This window comes from Mannheimia glucosida, assembly GCF_046267875.1.
Lineage (GTDB): Bacteria > Pseudomonadota > Gammaproteobacteria > Enterobacterales > Pasteurellaceae > Mannheimia > Mannheimia glucosida.
Genome location: NZ_CP176502.1, coordinates 2,124,768 through 2,141,181 on the forward strand (window position 1 = coordinate 2,124,768; position 16,414 = coordinate 2,141,181).

Consider the following 16,414-nt stretch of genomic DNA (forward strand, 5'->3'; position numbering starts at 1 on the left):
TAACAACTACAAGGGTGAGCCAAAGCTCACCCTTCTATTCAAATTCCAGCTCAACCGAATGTTCACCAAGAAGTGCCTTTAATTCGCTGAACATTGTCTCATTTGGGCTGATTCGCCACTCTACTCCACCTTTAAGCAATACCCTACCTTCCGGGCTTTGGTAATAAAAATGTAGCGGTAAAGTGCCTTCTTTATGCGGGCTGATGATAGCGGTCATTTTTTTAATAAAATCTGCAGAAAGTTGCTCTTTGCTAATCGCTAACGCTAAACTTTTGGCAAATCGACCTCGAGCCTCATCAAGCGATAACACTTCGCGAGCTGACATTTTCAGCCCACCGCTGAAATCATCAAACTGTACCGAACCTGTTGCCACAATAATTTGGTCTTGTTGCATCAAATGCCCGAAATTTTCTAAGGCTTCCGAGAAAAGGGTAATGTCCAATTTACCCGAACGATCTTCAATAGTCGCAATCCCAATACGACTTCCTCGCTTGGTAACTGCCACTCGAGATGCCATAACAATCCCTGAAACCGTAGTCATTTGCCCTCGGAAAGTCGGCTGTAATTCGTTCAGTCGATTAGGAGCATAGTGGGATAATTCTTTGAGGAATCTACCAATCGGGTGTCCGCTCAAATACAGCCCGAGCGTGGCTCGCTCGCCATCTAAAATCACTTGCTCCGACCATTTTGGCGTATTGGCGTAAGCATTTTGCACTTCTTCCGGTGTCTCGGTAAGCACGCCAAACATATCGCTCTGCCCAAGTTCCTCCATTTTAGCGTGCTGATCTGAGGCTTTAAGAGCATCTTCCAAATTCTTCATCAAAGCAGCTCGGTGAGGGCCTAATTTGTCAAAAGCACCGGACATAATCAGGCTTTCAAAGGTGCGGCGGTTAATTTTTTTCAGATCAACCCGAGCGGTTAAATCAAATAGATCTTTAAATTTCCCCTCTTTTTGGCGAGCTGCCAGAATTGCCTCAATCGGTCCTTCCCCAACGCCTTTAATCGCTCCTAACCCGTAAACAATTTCACCTTTTTCATTTACGCTAAAACGATGTTTACCGCTGTTTACATCGGGCGGCACAACGGTTAAGCCCATATTCATACACTCATCGTAGAACCCGACAATTTTATCGGTATTATCCATCTCTGAGGTCATTACCGCAGCCATAAATTCTGCGGGATAATGGGCTTTTAGCCAAAGTGTTTGGTAAGAAACCAACGCATAAGCTGCAGAGTGCGATTTATTAAAGCCGTAGCCGGCAAATTTTTCCACCAAGTCAAAAATTTGACCGGCAAGTTTGCCGTCGATCCCTTTAGCTTCCGCCCCTTTTTCAAACACTTCACGCTGTGCAGCCATTTCCTCCGGTTTCTTCTTACCCATTGCACGGCGGAGTAAGTCCGCTCCACCAAGTGTATAACCGGCAAGTTCTTGGGCAATTTGCATAACCTGTTCTTGGTAAACAATTACCCCATAAGTCGGCTCAAGAATCGGTTTTAAGCATTCGTGTTGGTATTGCGGATCAGGGTAAGAAACCTCTTCTTTGCCGTGTTTACGGTCAATAAAGTTCTGCACCATACCTGATTCCAGCGGCCCCGGGCGGAATAGTGCCACCAATGCGATAATATCTTCAAAACAGTCCGGCTTCAGACGAGAAATTAAGTCTTTCATTCCCCGTGATTCGAGCTGGAATACAGCCGTAGTTTTAGCTGCCAGCAACAGATCAAAGGATTTTTTATCATCAAGCGGAATGGTTTCAATCCGAATCGGCTCTTTGCCTTCACGAGCCAAGCGTTCGTTAATCATCTCCAACGCCCATTTGATGATGGTGAGCGTACGCAAGCCTAAGAAGTCAAACTTCACTAATCCTGCATATTCCACGTCATTTTTATCAAAATGGGTAACCGGATGTAAGCCTTCGCTATCGCAATAAAGCGGTGAAAAATCGGTAATCGCAGTTGGGGCAATTACCACCCCACCTGCGTGTTTACCGGCATTGCGAGTTACGCCTTCGAGCTTACGAGCCATATCAATAAGGTCTTTCACCTCTTCATCGGCTTCATATAGCTCAGGCAATTTTGGCTCAGCGGCAAAGGCTTTTTCAAGCGTCATTCCCGGATCGGGCGGAATGAGTTTGGAGATGCGGTCCACAAAGCTATAGGGGTGTCCAAGCACTCGCCCTACATCTCGAATGACCGCTTTTGCCGCCATCGTACCGAATGTGATAATTTGCGATACTGCTTGTCGCCCGTAGGTTTCCGCAACGTGTTCAATCACACGGTCTCGCCCGTCCATACAGAAATCAACGTCAAAATCGGGCATTGAAACACGCTCAGGGTTAAGAAAACGCTCAAAAAGCAAATCAAATTCCAATGGGTCAAGATCGGTAATCTTCAACGCATAAGCCACCAATGAGCCTGCCCCTGAGCCACGCCCCGGTCCTACCGGAATATCATTATCTTTCGACCATTGGATAAACTCCATCACGATCAAAAAGTAACCCGGGAACCCCATTTGGTTGATCACATCTAATTCAACTTGCAATCTTTCATCATAAACCGACCGCTTGTTTGCCCTCTCTTCGGGATCAGGAAAGAGAAATGCCAATCGCTCTTCTAAGCCTTCTTTCGATTTTTTCACCAAAAAATCTTCGGTAGAAAGCTCACCGGTCGGGAAATTTGGCAGGAAATATTCCCCCAAACGAACAGTCACCGAGCAGCGTTTGGCAATTTCAACCGTGTTTGCCAATGCACTCGGTAAATCGGCAAACAGCTTGCACATTTCCTCTTCAGTGCGGAAATATTGTTTCGGTGAGTACTTTTTCGGGCGTTTCGGGTCGTCTAGGGTGTAGCTGTCGTGAATGGCAACCCGAATTTCGTGTGCGTCAAAGTCATCTTCTTTCAAGAAGGCAACATCATTTACCGCCACCAGCGGAATTGCATTTTTTTGTGAAAATTCGACCGCTTGTTTGATATAGCGTTCTTCGTCTGCCCGTCCGGTACGGCAAACGGAAAGGTAAAAATGATTCGGGTAATATTGCTGATAAAAAGCCAGTTTTTCTTCGGCTTCTTGTCGGTTTTCTTTGAGTAAGGCTTTACCCACATCGCCCATTCGCCCGCCAGAAAGAATGATGATGCCTTCATTCAGCTCTGCTAACCATTCACGTTCCACCATCGGAAATTCCACATAGCCTTGCTGATAGGCTTTGGATAAAATTTGGGTAATATTATGGTAGCCTTTGTTGTTCTTCGCCAGTAATGTCAGCTCAAAATAATCTTCATTGCCGCTCTCGGTTCTAACATAAACATCCGCCCCGATAATCGGCTTAATCCCTGCTCCCAATGCTTCGCCATAGAATTTCACCAACCCGCAAAAGTTAGTAAAATCGGTCAAGCCCATCGCCACCATATTATTGGCAACCGCCGTTTTGACTAACGATTTGACCTTGGCTAAACCATTAATCATTGAGAAATCACTGTGAACTTTTAAATGAACAAAACGACAATCTGACATAGGAATATAATCTAAGTAAAGCAGTTCCCCTCTTTAGCAAAGAGGGGTTAGGGGAGATTTGGCAGAAATAATTTTACGCTCATAAGAAAATTAACATCGAAATCAAATCTCCCCCAGCCCCTCTTTATCTAAAGAGGGGAGTAAAAATCAATCACGTTTTTTGCTTAACAGCCACCAAACGATGATCAAACATAGTAGGCTTGGAATTAATGCTCCGACCGGCACAGGTAACCAAGTGGCAATTAAGCTTAAGTTACCAAACACAATATTTGCTACATAGAACATAAAGCCGGCAACGATACCAATCACAATTTTCGCCCCCATCGTACTGCTACGAAGTGGTCCGAAAATAAAGGAGATCGCAAGTAGCATCATCACCGCCATGGAGATTGGTTGGAATACTTTTCGCCAGAAAGTGATCTCAAAACGTTTTGGATCTTGTCCAGTGTCTTTTAAAAAACCGACATAATCCGCCAGCCCTGAAATCGAGAGCGATTCCGGTTTGAGTGAAACAATACCTAACTTGCTTGGGGTTAAGCTGGTTTGCCAAACTTGATCGGGCTGTTTGGCTTGTTGGATCTGATTTTCTCCAACACTCGATTTTTCTACTTTAGAGAGTACCCAACCTTTCTCATCGCTGTAATTCGCCACCCCAGCTTTTAAGATAGATTGTAATTCACGCTTATTATCGCCTTCGCCAAATTCATAAACCAGTACATTACTCAAACTTTTTTCGTTATTGATACGATTAATGTAGATAAACGAATTACCATCTTTTGCCCAAAATCCGTCTTTTGTGGCAAGCATTGAGCCACCACTTTGAGCAATCGAACGCATATTACGGGCAAATTGTTCGGTTTGTGGTACGCCCCATTCGCCGATAATCATCGTGAAGATAACCAATGGTAAGGCGGTTTTCATTACCGCTAAGCCAATGCGGAAACGGGAAAAACCGGAGGCTTGCATCACCACCAATTCACTGCGGCTCGCTAGATTGCCTAAGCCGAGTAATGAGCCAAGTAAAGCTGCAATCGGGAAAAAGGTTTCGACATCTCGTGGAATAGTTAAAAAAGTATAGTATGCCGCTTTTAAGCCATCGTAAGAGCCACGTCCTACATCACGAAACTCTTCCACAAATTTAATAATCGCCCCAAGCCCAATCAACATAAACAGGGTTAAAAAAATCGCGGATAAAATCGTTTTGCCGATATAGCGTTCTAAAATATTCATTGAGAAAAATTGCATTATGCCACCGCCTTATTGGTTAATTTTTTCCCACCAAATTGATAGCGTAACTTAGACATAAATTTACTATCCCACGCATTTAAAATAATACCTAAAGCTAAGAAGGCAACTGACACCAACGGCATTAACACTTCCGCATTCAACTTGCCTGATGCCCCTGACGATTTTAGCGAGCTTTGGAGTAAAAAGTAAATCAAATATAACAATAACGCCGGTAGTAGTTTGGCAAAACGTCCTTGACGAGGGTTTACACTACTCATCGGCACCGCCAATAACGCCATTAACGGCACGGCTAAAATTAAGGCTAGTCGCCAATGAAGCTCGGCTTTTGCTTCAGGCGTTTTGGTTTCGATTAACTTTTTGAAATCGGCTCGTTGCACCAATTTCTCATCAGACTCAACGTCTTGGTAGCCTAAATAAGCAGAATAATTCTCAAAATGCGAAATACGGAAATCGGCACTTTGTGGTGTGCCTTCAAAACGCTTGCTCTCCGCCAAGGTTAAGACTTGATCGCCATTTGGCAAACCTTGCAGCGTGCCGGATTCAGCAACCACCACAGAAGGTTTGTTTTTCTTCTGCTGTTCCGGCTGGAAAACGTAAATATCATTTAGGCTGTTATTTTCAATTTTATCAATAAATAACACATAGCCACCGGCAGACATAAATTGTCCGGCTGAAAGAGCCGCAAAACGTGGATTGGCTTTCGCTTCCGCTAACATTTCACTCTGTTTATTAATTGCCCAAGGCGTAAGCCAAAACACGTTATAAACCGCTAATGCAGTGGTAAAAATCGAGAGAAACATCGCCACTTTAACCAATAGCCCTTGCCCGATACCACAAGCCCGCATTACGGTAATTTCACTTTCGGCATAAAACCGCCCGAGGGTTAATAACAAGGCGATAAACAGCGAAAGCGGCAGCATTAATTGTGCCATTGTCGGCATACCTAAGCCTAATAGGCTCACCACTAAATCTGCCGGCACTTTACCACTCACAGCAGAGCTTAGAACACGCACTAATTGCTGACAAAAAAAGATCAGCAATAAGATAAACAATATCGCTAATTGGCTTTTAAATATCTCTTTGGTTAAATATCGGCTTAAGATCACGTTTTTTCTCTATAACATTTACAAATCTGAATACCGCTAAACACAAGCGGTCTATTTTTGTTAATTTTTTGCAAAGAGCGCAAAATAACTTATTCGAATCGCTAATAATACCTTTTTCATACAAAAAAATCACCTATAGAAAATATCACGCACGGCAAAACCGTGCGTAAGTATTATTGTTTTTTCGATTTTTTCGATGATGTTGCTTTATGAGCTTCAAGAATTAATTTCTTACCTTGGCTATCTTCAATTTCAATCTTAGGAGGTGCTTCCGTATTTTGATGAAGGATAGCTATAATATTTTCACCTTGTGCAATATCTTCAAAGTTTCCTTTCACACGTAACTTAGCCGCCTCAACACTAGTGTCAAATACTAAGAATGTACCTAATGCGGTAACTCTAATATTTTTAAGCCCTATATTGTCCTTCGTTACCGTTTTATATTGAGGTGCTTTTTTCCCTTTTGCAGCCATAATCTTCTCTTGATTAGTCGCAATATTAAGAATATTTTGAACTTTAGTCGCTTCTGCTGTAGATTGTGCCTGTTCTGTTAAATTTGGTTCTCCATCAAAAATAACATCCCCAACAAATTGCACCTCTTTAGGCTCATTTTGCAATAATGGTGCAACGTCTTTAGCTGAAACAACCAAAAATAACCGTTCACCTATTTTTTCAAAACGGACATCAATATTGGTTAATTGTGATTCAATTTGTTCATTAATTGTCTTGATCGCAGTTTCTGTCTCATTTTGAAGCGATATTTTACGTGTAATATCAACATCATAAGTAATAAAACCAACTTTTAAACGTTGTGATAACTGCTGAAGTAAATTGCCCACATTTCCATCATAAGAAAGACGTAACTTTGCCTGCTCATAGCGACTAATTTGAGCATCATCATTAGCGAAAATAGTGTTTTGAGTCCCTAAGCCGATTAGACCAACAACAAACGTTTTGCCCCAAAAGCGCATCATTTTTATCTCCAATTATTCTCTTAAATCTAAAAAACTCTTTTAGTATTTTAGTATAAAGTAAGCAAACTAAAAGAAAAACCAGTAAAATTATCTATACGACCGCAAAAACATTCAATATTTGCAAATAAAAAGTAAATTATTTTAAATAATGATTTACATCAGGGTATATCTATATTTTACTTATCATTGATGATTATGTTGGCATTATAAAATCTGTAGCAATAAAAATTAAGGAGGAAAAATGGAATTTAGTGTCAAAAACGGCAGTGTTGAGAAACAAAGAACCGCCTGTTTGGTTGTTGGTGTCTATGAACCCCGCCGATTATGTTCTGCCGCAGAACAGCTTGATAAATTAAGTAACGGCTATATCAGCACATTACTGAGAAGAGGAGATTTAGAAGGCAAAGCAGGGCAAACCTTACTCTTGCATAATGTGCCGAATGTACTCGCTGATCGAGTATTATTAGTCGGCTGTGGAAAAGAGCGTGAATTAACTGAACGCCAATACAAACAAATTATTCAAAAAAGTGTACAAACTATTAATGAAACCGGCTCAATGGAAGCTGTCAGCTTTTTAACCGAACTGCACGTTAAAGGTAGAACACCTTATTGGAATGTGCGATTTGCGGTAGAGGCAATCCAAGAACAACTATATGCCTATAACGATTTCAAAAGCATCAAACCTGAAGTTCGCCGTGAATTACGCCGTGTGATTTTTAATGTCGCACACCGTAAAGATCTTCCTGATGCCGAACGAGCTTTAGAACACGGAAAAGCCGTAGCATTTGGAATCAGCCACGCTAAAAATGTAGCAAATTGTCCGCCTAATGTGTGTAATCCTCGCTATTTAGCCGAATTGGCTAAGGGTTTAGCCTCCGACTATCCTGCCATTTCAACTACCATTATTGATGAAAAACAGATGGCAGAATTGGGAATGAATGCTTACTTAGCGGTTTCCAGAGCCTCTGAAAATGAGGCCTTTCTTTCAGTGATTGAATATAAAGGCAACCCGAATGCTGAGGCGAAGCCGATTATCTTAGTCGGCAAAGGAATGACCTTTGACTCTGGCGGTTTATCCATTAAACCTGCGGAGGCGATGGACGAAATGAAATACGATATGTGCGGAGCTGCTACTGTTTACGGTACAATCAAAGCAATTGCCGAGATGAAATTACCACTCAATGTTATCGGCTTACTCGCCGGCTGTGAAAATGCGGTTGATGGCAAAGCCTATCGACCGGGGGATATTCTCACTACAATGTCTGGTTTAACCGTTGAGGTACTCAACACCGATGCAGAAGGACGTTTAGTGCTATGTGATGCTCTCAGCTATGTAGAACGTTTTGAACCGGAATTAGTGATTGATATTGCTACCCTAACTGGTGCTTGCATGATTGCCTTAGGTAATCATAACAGCGGGCTGATATCACCTCATAACGGTTTAGCAAACGAACTCTTAGCTGCCGCAGAGCAAGCCGATGACAAAGCGTGGCGTTTACCTTTAGGGGAAGAATATCAAGAACAGTTAAAATCTAACTTTGCTGATCTTGCTAATATCGGCGGACGTTTAGGCGGAGCCTGTACTGCCGGTCAATTCCTCTCTAACTTTACCAAGAAATATACTTGGGCACATTTAGATATTGCCGGCACGGCTTGGAAATCTGGGGCAGCCAAAGGGGCGACCGGCAGACCGGTATCCTTACTAACACAATTTTTGATCAATAAAGCCCACGTCTAACCCTCACAAGAGGTCTGATTTTATCGAGTTTTTGCAAAAATAAAATCAGACCGATCCTCTTCATACGACCCTATATTCTTTTTAGTTATATCAAATAAATTCCAGCTACTAGAAAAGCGATTAAAAATAAGTATGATAAATCCCAATCTCAATACTTATTAAGGAATATCACTATGACTATCTATGCAGACAACTCATACTCTATCGGCAATACCCCACTGGTGCGTTTAAAGAATTTTGGCAACGGCAATATTGTGGTGAAAGTGGAAGGTCGTAACCCGAGCTTTAGCGTGAAATGCCGTATTGGAGCCAATATGGTTTGGCAGGCAGAGAAAGACGGTATTCTCACCAAAGACAAAGAAATTGTAGATGCTACCAGTGGTAACACCGGTATTGCCCTTGCTTATGTGGCAGCCGCTCGTGGGTATAAATTAACTTTAACGATGCCTGAAACGATGAGTACCGAGCGTAAACGCTTATTGCGTGGCTTAGGGGTAAATTTAGTATTAACCGAAGGGGCAAAAGGAATGAAAGGAGCGATTGCGAAAGCCGAAGAAATCGCGGCTTCCGACCCAGATCGCTATGTTACCTTAAAACAGTTTGAAAACCCGGCAAACCCGGCAATCCACCAACAAACTACCGGCCCTGAAATTTGGGAAGCAACTGAAGGTAAAATTGATGTATTAGTAGCAGGCGTAGGAACAGGTGGTACTATTACCGGTGTTTCCCGTGCAATTAAGCAAGATAAAGGCAAGCAAATTATTTCAATGGCGGTAGAACCGAGTGAATCGCCGGTCATTACGCAAACTTTAAACGGTGAAGAAGTCAAACCGGGCCCGCACAAAATTCAAGGTATTGGAGCTGGTTTTATTCCAAAAAACTTAGATTTATCACTGATTGACCGTGTTGAACAAGTTTCAAGCGAAGAAGCGATTACAACCGCACGCCGTTTAATGGCAGAAGAAGGGATTTTAGGCGGTATTTCATCAGGAGCAGCCGTTGCCGCAGCAGATCGCATCGCTAAATTACCGGAATTTGCCGATAAATTAATTGTAGTAATTCTGCCTTCAGCCTCAGAGCGTTATTTAAGTACGCTACTATTTGAAGGGATTGAAGCGTAATATTAAATTAATATAAAAATGCCGACTGATGTCGGCATTTTTATTGGAAACAAGCGGTCATTTTTTATAAAAAATTTGCAATTTGTCTTCTATTGGGTTATTCTTCGCCACATCTTTACGGTTTGCCGTATCTAATCAATATCAACAAATCCAATCTTAGTTAATCACAATTTTACATTCAAATTATGCATCTTACTCAACTTAAAAATACCCCTGTTTCAGAGCTTGTGGAAATGGGTGAAAATCAAATGGGCTTAGAAAATCTGGCTCGTTTGCGTAAACAAGACATTGTATTCGCTATTCTTAAACAACACGCAAAAAGCGGTGAAGACATCTTCGGACAAGGCGTGCTTGAAATTCTGCCGGATGGTTTCGGTTTCCTCCGCTCATCGGATAGCTCATACTTAGCCGGCCCTGATGATATTTATGTTTCACCAAGCCAAATCCGCCGTTTTAACTTACAAACCGGTGATAAAGTAGAAGGGAAAATCCGCCCGCCAAAAGAAGGTGAACGTTATTTTGCCCTATTAAAAGTCGATTCAGTTAATGATGACAAACCGGAAGCCTCTCGCAGTAAAATTCTCTTTGAAAACTTAACCCCTCTGCACGCCAATTCTCGCTTAAAAATGGAGCGTGGCAATGGATCAAAAGAAGATTTAACCGCTCGTATTTTAGATTTAGCCGCCCCAATCGGTAAAGGTCAGCGAGCGTTAATTGTTGCCCCGCCAAAAGCTGGTAAAACCGTGTTACTGCAAAATATTGCACAAAGCATCACCCATAATCATCCTGAATGTGAGCTTATCGTATTATTAATTGATGAGCGTCCGGAAGAAGTAACAGAGATGCAACGCACCGTACGTGGTGAAGTAATTGCCTCAACCTTTGATGAGCCTGCAACCCGACACGTTCAAGTTGCAGAAATGGTAATCGAGAAAGCAAAACGTTCGGTAGAGCATAAAAAAGATGTGGTAATTTTATTAGACTCCATCACACGTCTTGCTCGTGCTTACAACACCGTTACCCCGGTTTCCGGCAAAATTCTTTCCGGTGGTGTGGATGCAAACGCCTTGCACCGTCCAAAACGTTTCTTCGGTGCAGCTCGTAACGTGGAAGAAGGTGGTAGCTTAACCATTATCGCAACCGCACTTGTGGATACCGGCTCAAAAATGGACGAAGTGATTTTCGAGGAGTTCAAAGGTACGGGTAATATGGAATTACACCTCTCTCGCCGTATTGCAGAACGCCGCATCTTCCCTGCGATTGACTTCAACCGCTCAGGTACTCGTAAAGATGACCTCTTAATGGCAGCAGACGAACTCCAAAAAACTTGGATGTTACGCAAAGTCCTCAACCCAATGGATGAAGTAGATGCTATCGAATGGCTAATCGACAAATTAATGATGGCAAAAACCAACGAAGAGTTTTTTGAGATTATGAAACGTTCGTAGAACATAAAAAAATCAGCACTCTTTAGTGCTGATTTTCTTTTTGGTTAAACTAATTGAATGGCTGACAAAAAGCAACTTATCTTACATTCCCCACAGCCATTACATAATTCATCATTAACTGCTAAGTTTTCAGAAATAGCTTTCTGCGGGCATTTGTCTTGACACATAGTGCAAAACTGATTTTGTTTAACTAAGCATTTGCTAGAGAAATTTGGACGAAGCTCTGTATCTTGTTTAAATACGCTATTTAACGCATTGGTTGAACAACTTTCGGCGCATTTTCCACATAAATTACAACTCATATAATCTAGCTCTAAAACAGCTTTTTGTTGCTGAATTTGAATTAAATTATATGGGCAGACCTGAGTGCAATCACCACAGCCAGTACAAACAGCCAGAAATAGATGTTCTTCTGCAGCAAAAGGCGGACGATGAGCTAAACGAATATTGTGTTCTTTTTGCCCTTTATCTACAGAGTGAAAGAGTGTGCGTAGTAGCCCTCGCCTTGAAATCTGTTTATGATTTAAATAAGCCTCATAATATTGTTCATTTCTAGGTTGCATATTCTTACCGATAGAATTGAGATTGGATAACCTCTATGTTCGTCTGCTCTTGCCAAAAAAGTAATGTATCTTTGGCAAGTAGTGCCAGACCTTGATAAAAAGGATAATCTTGTTGAACACTTAATAAATCTAAATATCGATAAGCCCAATTTAATAGATAGCCTTCTAAATATTCAGCTAACAGTTCTGGCTTATTTTCAGCTAAATAGGCGGATAACATTAACATCAATCCAAAATGGTCTTCAGGTTCATTTGTACCAAGTGAAAAGATAATCCGATGCTTTTGCAAAAATGCTCTTAAATTTAATAACGATTCACCAAAAATAACTGATTCTTTATCTAAATAAACAGAACTCCAAGGTGGTGCAGCCAGTTCATTTGGACCGATAAACAATACTTGATAATCTCTAGGAAGATTTTGTTTTAGCCCTTTAGCTATTAAATCTTGCGTTTCTGAATGCTGAATAAACCATTGCTGTTGCCAATCAGGAGCAGAAAATAGAGATAATACAGTTTGAGACTGCTGTTCATTTGGCGAATAATAAAATAGTGTTCCCAATAATCTTCCACTTAAGGAAATCCACTCTAATAATGCTTTATCCATACCACCTCGAATATAAAAATTCTTAAAGGGCGAATAGTCCGCCCTTTATTTTATCCTGAAACTGCTATTCCAACAGTCATATGTAAGCCGTAAAATACTGTTCTACTAATCATTTCACCAAATAGCACCATTATAACTACTAGTCCCAGAAATACGGTATTTTTACTCTTAAATAACAAAACACCTGCTAAACCTAGTAAGCATAATCGTACTGTGTGCATAATGGCATAATCCGGCACTAATGCTGTTGCTTGCATAGCTGAACTGTGGATTTGGCTTAAATTGAAGCCTTGATAAATAACCACAATAGCTGCTAAAAATATGGCAATAAAATAAATCCAAGAACAGTAGTAAAGTGAATATTCTTGATGAGGATTACTTTTTAATAATGCATACCCTAACGCACTACCACCAATAACAACTGTTAAATAAAAGTGCCACGAGGTAAATACGGTATTCCAAGTTGGTACTGTGCTGATATGATAGAGATTATTCATCATATACATAAAGAGTAAGCCGATACAAGCGGTCAAAATTAGCCAGATTTTTGCAATTCCTCTTGGCATCTTACCTAACATTGCTAATAGCCAATACAAAGCGGCTAACGCAAAGAAAGCAGCTCCGCTTGCAATTTCATTGCTTAGCATTGATTGCCCAACACGATTTAAACTATTAAATGCTCTTAAAGGCGAACCTAGGTGCATAACTGATGCAATAAATCCCATTGCTAATAAAGCTAAGGGAATAAACATTACTTTATGCAAATAAGAGCGGCTTTGTTCTGAATTATCACGGCACAGAATAAAACTAAATAATAGCCAACACCCCACCACTGCTTGAGTAAGAACAGTAAAAATAATTAAAGGCAATTCGTGTAGTCCGTTCATATTACACCTCCCTTGCATTTGCTAAGAAGCCGGTTTTATCGCCACTCGGGCGAGCATTCTTATTCGGTTTTACGACCAAATTCGGTTTAGTAAAATCTGCTGGTGGTAATGGAGCAATAGAAGCCTGCTCGCCATATTTTTTGCGAAGTTCTGTAACCGGAGCAAAATCCAACGCACGCAATGGGCAAGCATCTACACAAATTGGCTTGTTACCCTCTTTTACTCGTGAATAACATCCGTCGCATTTCGTCATTAATCCTTTTTTCACATCAAACTGCGGTGCATCATAAGGGCAAGCCATACTGCAATAACGACAGCCAATACATTTGGCATCATCAACTAAAACGAAGCCTTCAGCATTTTTATGCATTGCTCCTGTCGGGCAAACTTTGCTACAAACAGGATCATCGCAGTGGTTGCAAGAAATAGACATATAGTAAGTAAAGATATCTTGATTCCAACAGCCGTGATTATCTTGTATCCAATTACCGCTAGCATATTCATAAATACGGCGGAAATTCACCTCTGTATCCAAATCTTTATAATCCTTACAGGCGAGTTCACAAGTTTTACAGCCAGTGCAACGCTCAGAGTCGAAATAAAAACCATATTGTTCCATAGCTTACTCCTATAATTTTGCAACTTGAACCAAATTAGAATGTTGTGGATTACCTTTAGCTAAAGGAGATGGGCGCTGTGTTGTTAACACATTCACACAACCTCCGTGATCGATTCCTTTATTATCAGGGGCGTACCAACCACCTTCACTTAAAGCCACTACACCCGGCATAATACGAGGAGTAACCTTGGCATTGATATGGACTTCACCACGATCATTAAAAATTTTCAGCATATCGCCGTTTTTTATGCCCCGAGGTTCTGCATCAATCGGATTAATCCAAACTTCTTGCGGTGCTGCAGCTTTCAACACATCCACATTGCCATATGTTGAATGTGTACGGGCTTTATAGTGAAAACCACACATTTGCAGTGGGTATTTTTCTATTAACGGGTCTCCGTAATGCTCAAAACTATCGACATGAATTGGTAATGGATGGATAACCTCATCTTTGTCTAACTCCCACGTTTGAGCGATTTCTGCTAGGCGTTCTGAATAAATTTCAATCTTACCTGATGGTGTTGCTAATGGATTAGCCTCTGGGTTTTCTCGAAAATCTTTATAAGCAATATAGAAACCATTCGGATCGACTTTTTTGAAAATACCTTGTTTTCTAAAATTCTCAAACGTGGGTAATTCAGGGAGTCGTGCTCTAGATTGTTCATAAATATGGCGTAGCCACTCCTCCTGTGTACGACCTTCAGTAAATTGCTCTTTTACTCCCAATTTTTCTGATAAATCACTCAACATATCGTAAATATTACGGCACTCAAATGGTGGCTTGACCACTTGATCTGCAAAAATGATGTAGCTCATATTGGAAGTGAAAGCATCTAAACAGAAGTCCATTTGCTCAGATGTGGTGCAGTCAGGTAACAAGATATCGCTATATTTCGCTGTTGAGGTCATATGGTTGTCGACAGTAATAATAAGCTCACACTTAGAATCATCCTGTAGAATCTGATGAGTACGATTAATATCCGCATGTTGGTTAATTAAACAATTACTCGCATAGTTCCAAATAACTTTAATTGGAGCAGTCAAACGTTCTACACCACGAATACCATCTGTTTTGTCAGTCATTTCCGTTGCACGAATGATCGCATCCGTCCAAAGGAACATTGGAATACTGGCCTTTACCGGGTTAGTTAAAGTCGGCATACGCACGAACGGAATACTGTAAGTACTTTCACGAGCACCTGTGTTACCACCACTGATTCCCACATTCCCAGTCAAAATAGGTAACATCGCAATCGCACGAGAAAGAATTTCACCATTACTACGACGTTGCGGCCCCCAACCTTGTGAAATACAAGCTGGTTTCGTTAAGCCTATTTCTCTAGCTAATTTCACTATACGCTCTGCCGAAATACCGGTGATTTTCGATGCCCATTCCGGGGTTTTAGCGATACCATCTTCTCCCTGCCCTAAAATATAGGCTTTATAGTGCCCATTTTGGGGCGCACTTGCTGGCAAGGTCTTCTCATCATAGCCAACACAATATTTATTAAGGAATGGCTGATTAACCAAATCTTCCGTAATCAACACATAAGCAAGAGCCGACACTAACGCCGCATCTGTACCAGGACGGATAGGAATCCATTCATCTTCTTTACCTAAACCGGTATCCGTATAGCGGGGATCAATAAGAATTAATTTCGCATTAGATTTTGCTTTAGCTTGCTGAATACAATAAGTTAACCCTCCTCCGCTCATTCTAGTTTCCGCAGGATTATTGCCAAATAATACAATAAGCTTAGAGTTTTCTATATCAGCCATTCCATTACCTAATGCCCAACCTCCACCATAGGTGTAATCTAGCCCAACAGCAATTTGTGCTGTACTATAATCACCATAATGATTGAGATATCCCCCTATACAATTCATCAACCGTGCAACCATAGTTGAACCAGGAGGCCATGATTTTGTCATAGTTCCCCCTAAAGTACCTGTACCATAGTTTAAATAAATACTCTCATTTCCATATTGAGCAATATTTTTCTTTAGTGAAGCCGCTATTATTGTTAAAGCCTCATCCCAAGTGATACGTTCAAATTTTCCTTCGCCCCGCTTGCCTACACGTTTCATCGGATATTTCAAGCGATCAGGATTATAAACCCGACGGCGCATTGAACGGCCACGTAAACAAGCTCGTACTTGGTGATCAACATTATAAGTTTCTGTCCCCGTATTATCGGTTTCTACATAAGTAATTTGCTCGTCTTTAACGTGCATACGCAAAGCACAACGGCTACCGCAGTTTACTGTACAAGCACTCCAAACAATTTTTTCATCATTTACTGTTTTAACAGGGATAGATTCAGCTTTCGCTGTAAAAGGAAGAGATAAGCCGGAAGCTGCAGCAGTCAAACCCGCTGCTGATGTGGTTTTCAGAAAATGACGACGATTTAAGCTAAGATTAAAATCACTCATATAATTTCCCCCACTTAGATTAAGTAAATTAAACTTTAACCCAAAAGAAGTATAAATAAATTGACTTACATCAAAACAAATATAAATACCAATAAAATCAATAACTTAAAAATAGAAAGCATTCTCATTAACCTGATAAAATACTCTAAAATAAACAAGGAC

The 16,414-nt window shown here is 41.0% G+C and carries 12 protein-coding genes; 3 read left to right on the forward strand and 9 right to left on the reverse strand.

What is annotated here, in order from left to right; translation table 11 throughout:
* Window positions 1-34: 34 nt before the first annotated feature.
* The 4 genes from dnaE to ACJ7Z2_RS10270 all read right to left on the reverse strand — a co-directional run bounded on the left by dnaE (window position 35) and on the right by ACJ7Z2_RS10270 (window position 6,836).
* Entirely contained in the window at window positions 35-3,511 is a 3,477-nt protein-coding gene (gene dnaE / locus ACJ7Z2_RS10255) for a DNA polymerase III subunit alpha (protein WP_409500230.1), read from the reverse strand.
* Window positions 3,512-3,658: 147 nt separating this feature from the next.
* Window positions 3,659-4,756 (reverse strand): LPS export ABC transporter permease LptG, encoded by a 1,098-nt coding sequence (gene lptG / locus ACJ7Z2_RS10260; protein ID WP_409500231.1) that lies wholly within the window; start codon window positions 4,754-4,756, stop codon window positions 3,659-3,661.
* The gene (gene lptF, locus ACJ7Z2_RS10265; RefSeq protein ID WP_409500232.1) at window positions 4,756-5,865 is read right to left on the reverse strand and encodes an LPS export ABC transporter permease LptF; all 1,110 of its coding nucleotides are present in this window, start codon (window positions 5,863-5,865) and stop codon (window positions 4,756-4,758) included. Before lptF ends, lptG begins: the two co-directional genes overlap by 1 nt.
* 173 nt (window positions 5,866-6,038) lie before the next feature.
* Window positions 6,039-6,836, reverse strand: coding sequence for a hypothetical protein (locus ACJ7Z2_RS10270; protein ID WP_409501142.1), 798 nt, complete (start codon window positions 6,834-6,836; stop codon window positions 6,039-6,041).
* Between the two features lie 244 nt (window positions 6,837-7,080).
* Here ACJ7Z2_RS10270 and pepA point away from each other — a divergent pair, with 244 nt between their 5' ends.
* The 3 genes from pepA to rho all read left to right on the forward strand — a co-directional run bounded on the left by pepA (window position 7,081) and on the right by rho (window position 11,146).
* Window positions 7,081-8,577, forward strand: a complete 1,497-nt coding sequence (gene pepA, locus ACJ7Z2_RS10275; protein WP_409500233.1) for a leucyl aminopeptidase — start codon at window positions 7,081-7,083, stop codon at window positions 8,575-8,577.
* Between the two features lie 173 nt (window positions 8,578-8,750).
* On the forward strand, window positions 8,751-9,698 hold the full coding sequence (gene cysK / locus ACJ7Z2_RS10280) for a cysteine synthase A (protein WP_409500234.1): 948 nt from the start codon (window positions 8,751-8,753) through the stop codon (window positions 9,696-9,698).
* Between the two features lie 185 nt (window positions 9,699-9,883).
* Window positions 9,884-11,146 carry a transcription termination factor Rho gene (gene rho / locus ACJ7Z2_RS10285; protein WP_126301779.1) on the forward strand — a complete coding sequence of 421 codons (1,263 nt, stop codon included), beginning with the start codon at window positions 9,884-9,886 and terminating at the stop codon, window positions 11,144-11,146.
* A gap of 44 nt (window positions 11,147-11,190) precedes the next feature.
* Here the strand turns inward: rho and napF are convergent, their stop codons facing one another.
* Genes napF through ACJ7Z2_RS10310 form a run of 5 tightly spaced genes read right to left on the reverse strand, consistent with a single transcriptional unit; the run spans window position 11,191 to window position 16,252 of the window.
* A complete protein-coding gene (napF, locus tag ACJ7Z2_RS10290) occupies window positions 11,191-11,709 on the reverse strand; it encodes a ferredoxin-type protein NapF (protein ID WP_409500235.1) in 519 nt (172 codons plus the stop codon).
* A gap of 4 nt (window positions 11,710-11,713) precedes the next feature.
* A complete protein-coding gene (dmsD, locus tag ACJ7Z2_RS10295; protein WP_409500236.1) occupies window positions 11,714-12,313 on the reverse strand; it encodes a Tat proofreading chaperone DmsD in 600 nt (199 codons plus the stop codon).
* Between the two features lie 50 nt (window positions 12,314-12,363).
* Window positions 12,364-13,200, reverse strand: coding sequence for a DmsC/YnfH family molybdoenzyme membrane anchor subunit (locus ACJ7Z2_RS10300; RefSeq protein WP_409500237.1), 837 nt, complete (start codon window positions 13,198-13,200; stop codon window positions 12,364-12,366).
* A gap of 1 nt (window position 13,201) precedes the next feature.
* Complete coding sequence (locus ACJ7Z2_RS10305) at window positions 13,202-13,819, reverse strand: DMSO/selenate family reductase complex B subunit (RefSeq protein ID WP_409500238.1); 618 nt, start codon at window positions 13,817-13,819, stop codon at window positions 13,202-13,204.
* Between the two features lie 9 nt (window positions 13,820-13,828).
* The gene (locus tag ACJ7Z2_RS10310) at window positions 13,829-16,252 is read right to left on the reverse strand and encodes a DMSO/selenate family reductase complex A subunit (protein WP_409500239.1); all 2,424 of its coding nucleotides are present in this window, start codon (window positions 16,250-16,252) and stop codon (window positions 13,829-13,831) included.
* Between the last annotated feature and the right edge of the window lie 162 nt (window positions 16,253-16,414).

What these genes read in the sequence shown, in the direction of transcription:
- dnaE (WP_409500230.1), bottom strand. Translation starts at nt 3,511, where the DNA reads ATGTCAGATTGTCGTTTTGTTCATTTAAAAGTTCACAGTGATTTCTCA.
- lptG (WP_409500231.1), bottom strand. Translation starts at nt 4,756, where the DNA reads ATGCAATTTTTCTCAATGAATATTTTAGAACGCTATATCGGCAAAACG.
- ACJ7Z2_RS10270 (WP_409501142.1), bottom strand. Translation starts at nt 6,836, where the DNA reads ATGCGCTTTTGGGGCAAAACGTTTGTTGTTGGTCTAATCGGCTTAGGG.
- pepA (WP_409500233.1), top strand. Translation starts at nt 7,081, where the DNA reads ATGGAATTTAGTGTCAAAAACGGCAGTGTTGAGAAACAAAGAACCGCC.
- cysK (WP_409500234.1), top strand. Translation starts at nt 8,751, where the DNA reads ATGACTATCTATGCAGACAACTCATACTCTATCGGCAATACCCCACTG.
- rho (WP_126301779.1), top strand. Translation starts at nt 9,884, where the DNA reads ATGCATCTTACTCAACTTAAAAATACCCCTGTTTCAGAGCTTGTGGAA.
- napF (WP_409500235.1), bottom strand. Translation starts at nt 11,709, where the DNA reads ATGCAACCTAGAAATGAACAATATTATGAGGCTTATTTAAATCATAAA.
- dmsD (WP_409500236.1), bottom strand. Translation starts at nt 12,313, where the DNA reads ATGGATAAAGCATTATTAGAGTGGATTTCCTTAAGTGGAAGATTATTG.
- ACJ7Z2_RS10300 (WP_409500237.1), bottom strand. Translation starts at nt 13,200, where the DNA reads ATGAACGGACTACACGAATTGCCTTTAATTATTTTTACTGTTCTTACT.
- ACJ7Z2_RS10305 (WP_409500238.1), bottom strand. Translation starts at nt 13,819, where the DNA reads ATGGAACAATATGGTTTTTATTTCGACTCTGAGCGTTGCACTGGCTGT.
- ACJ7Z2_RS10310 (WP_409500239.1), bottom strand. Translation starts at nt 16,252, where the DNA reads ATGAGTGATTTTAATCTTAGCTTAAATCGTCGTCATTTTCTGAAAACC.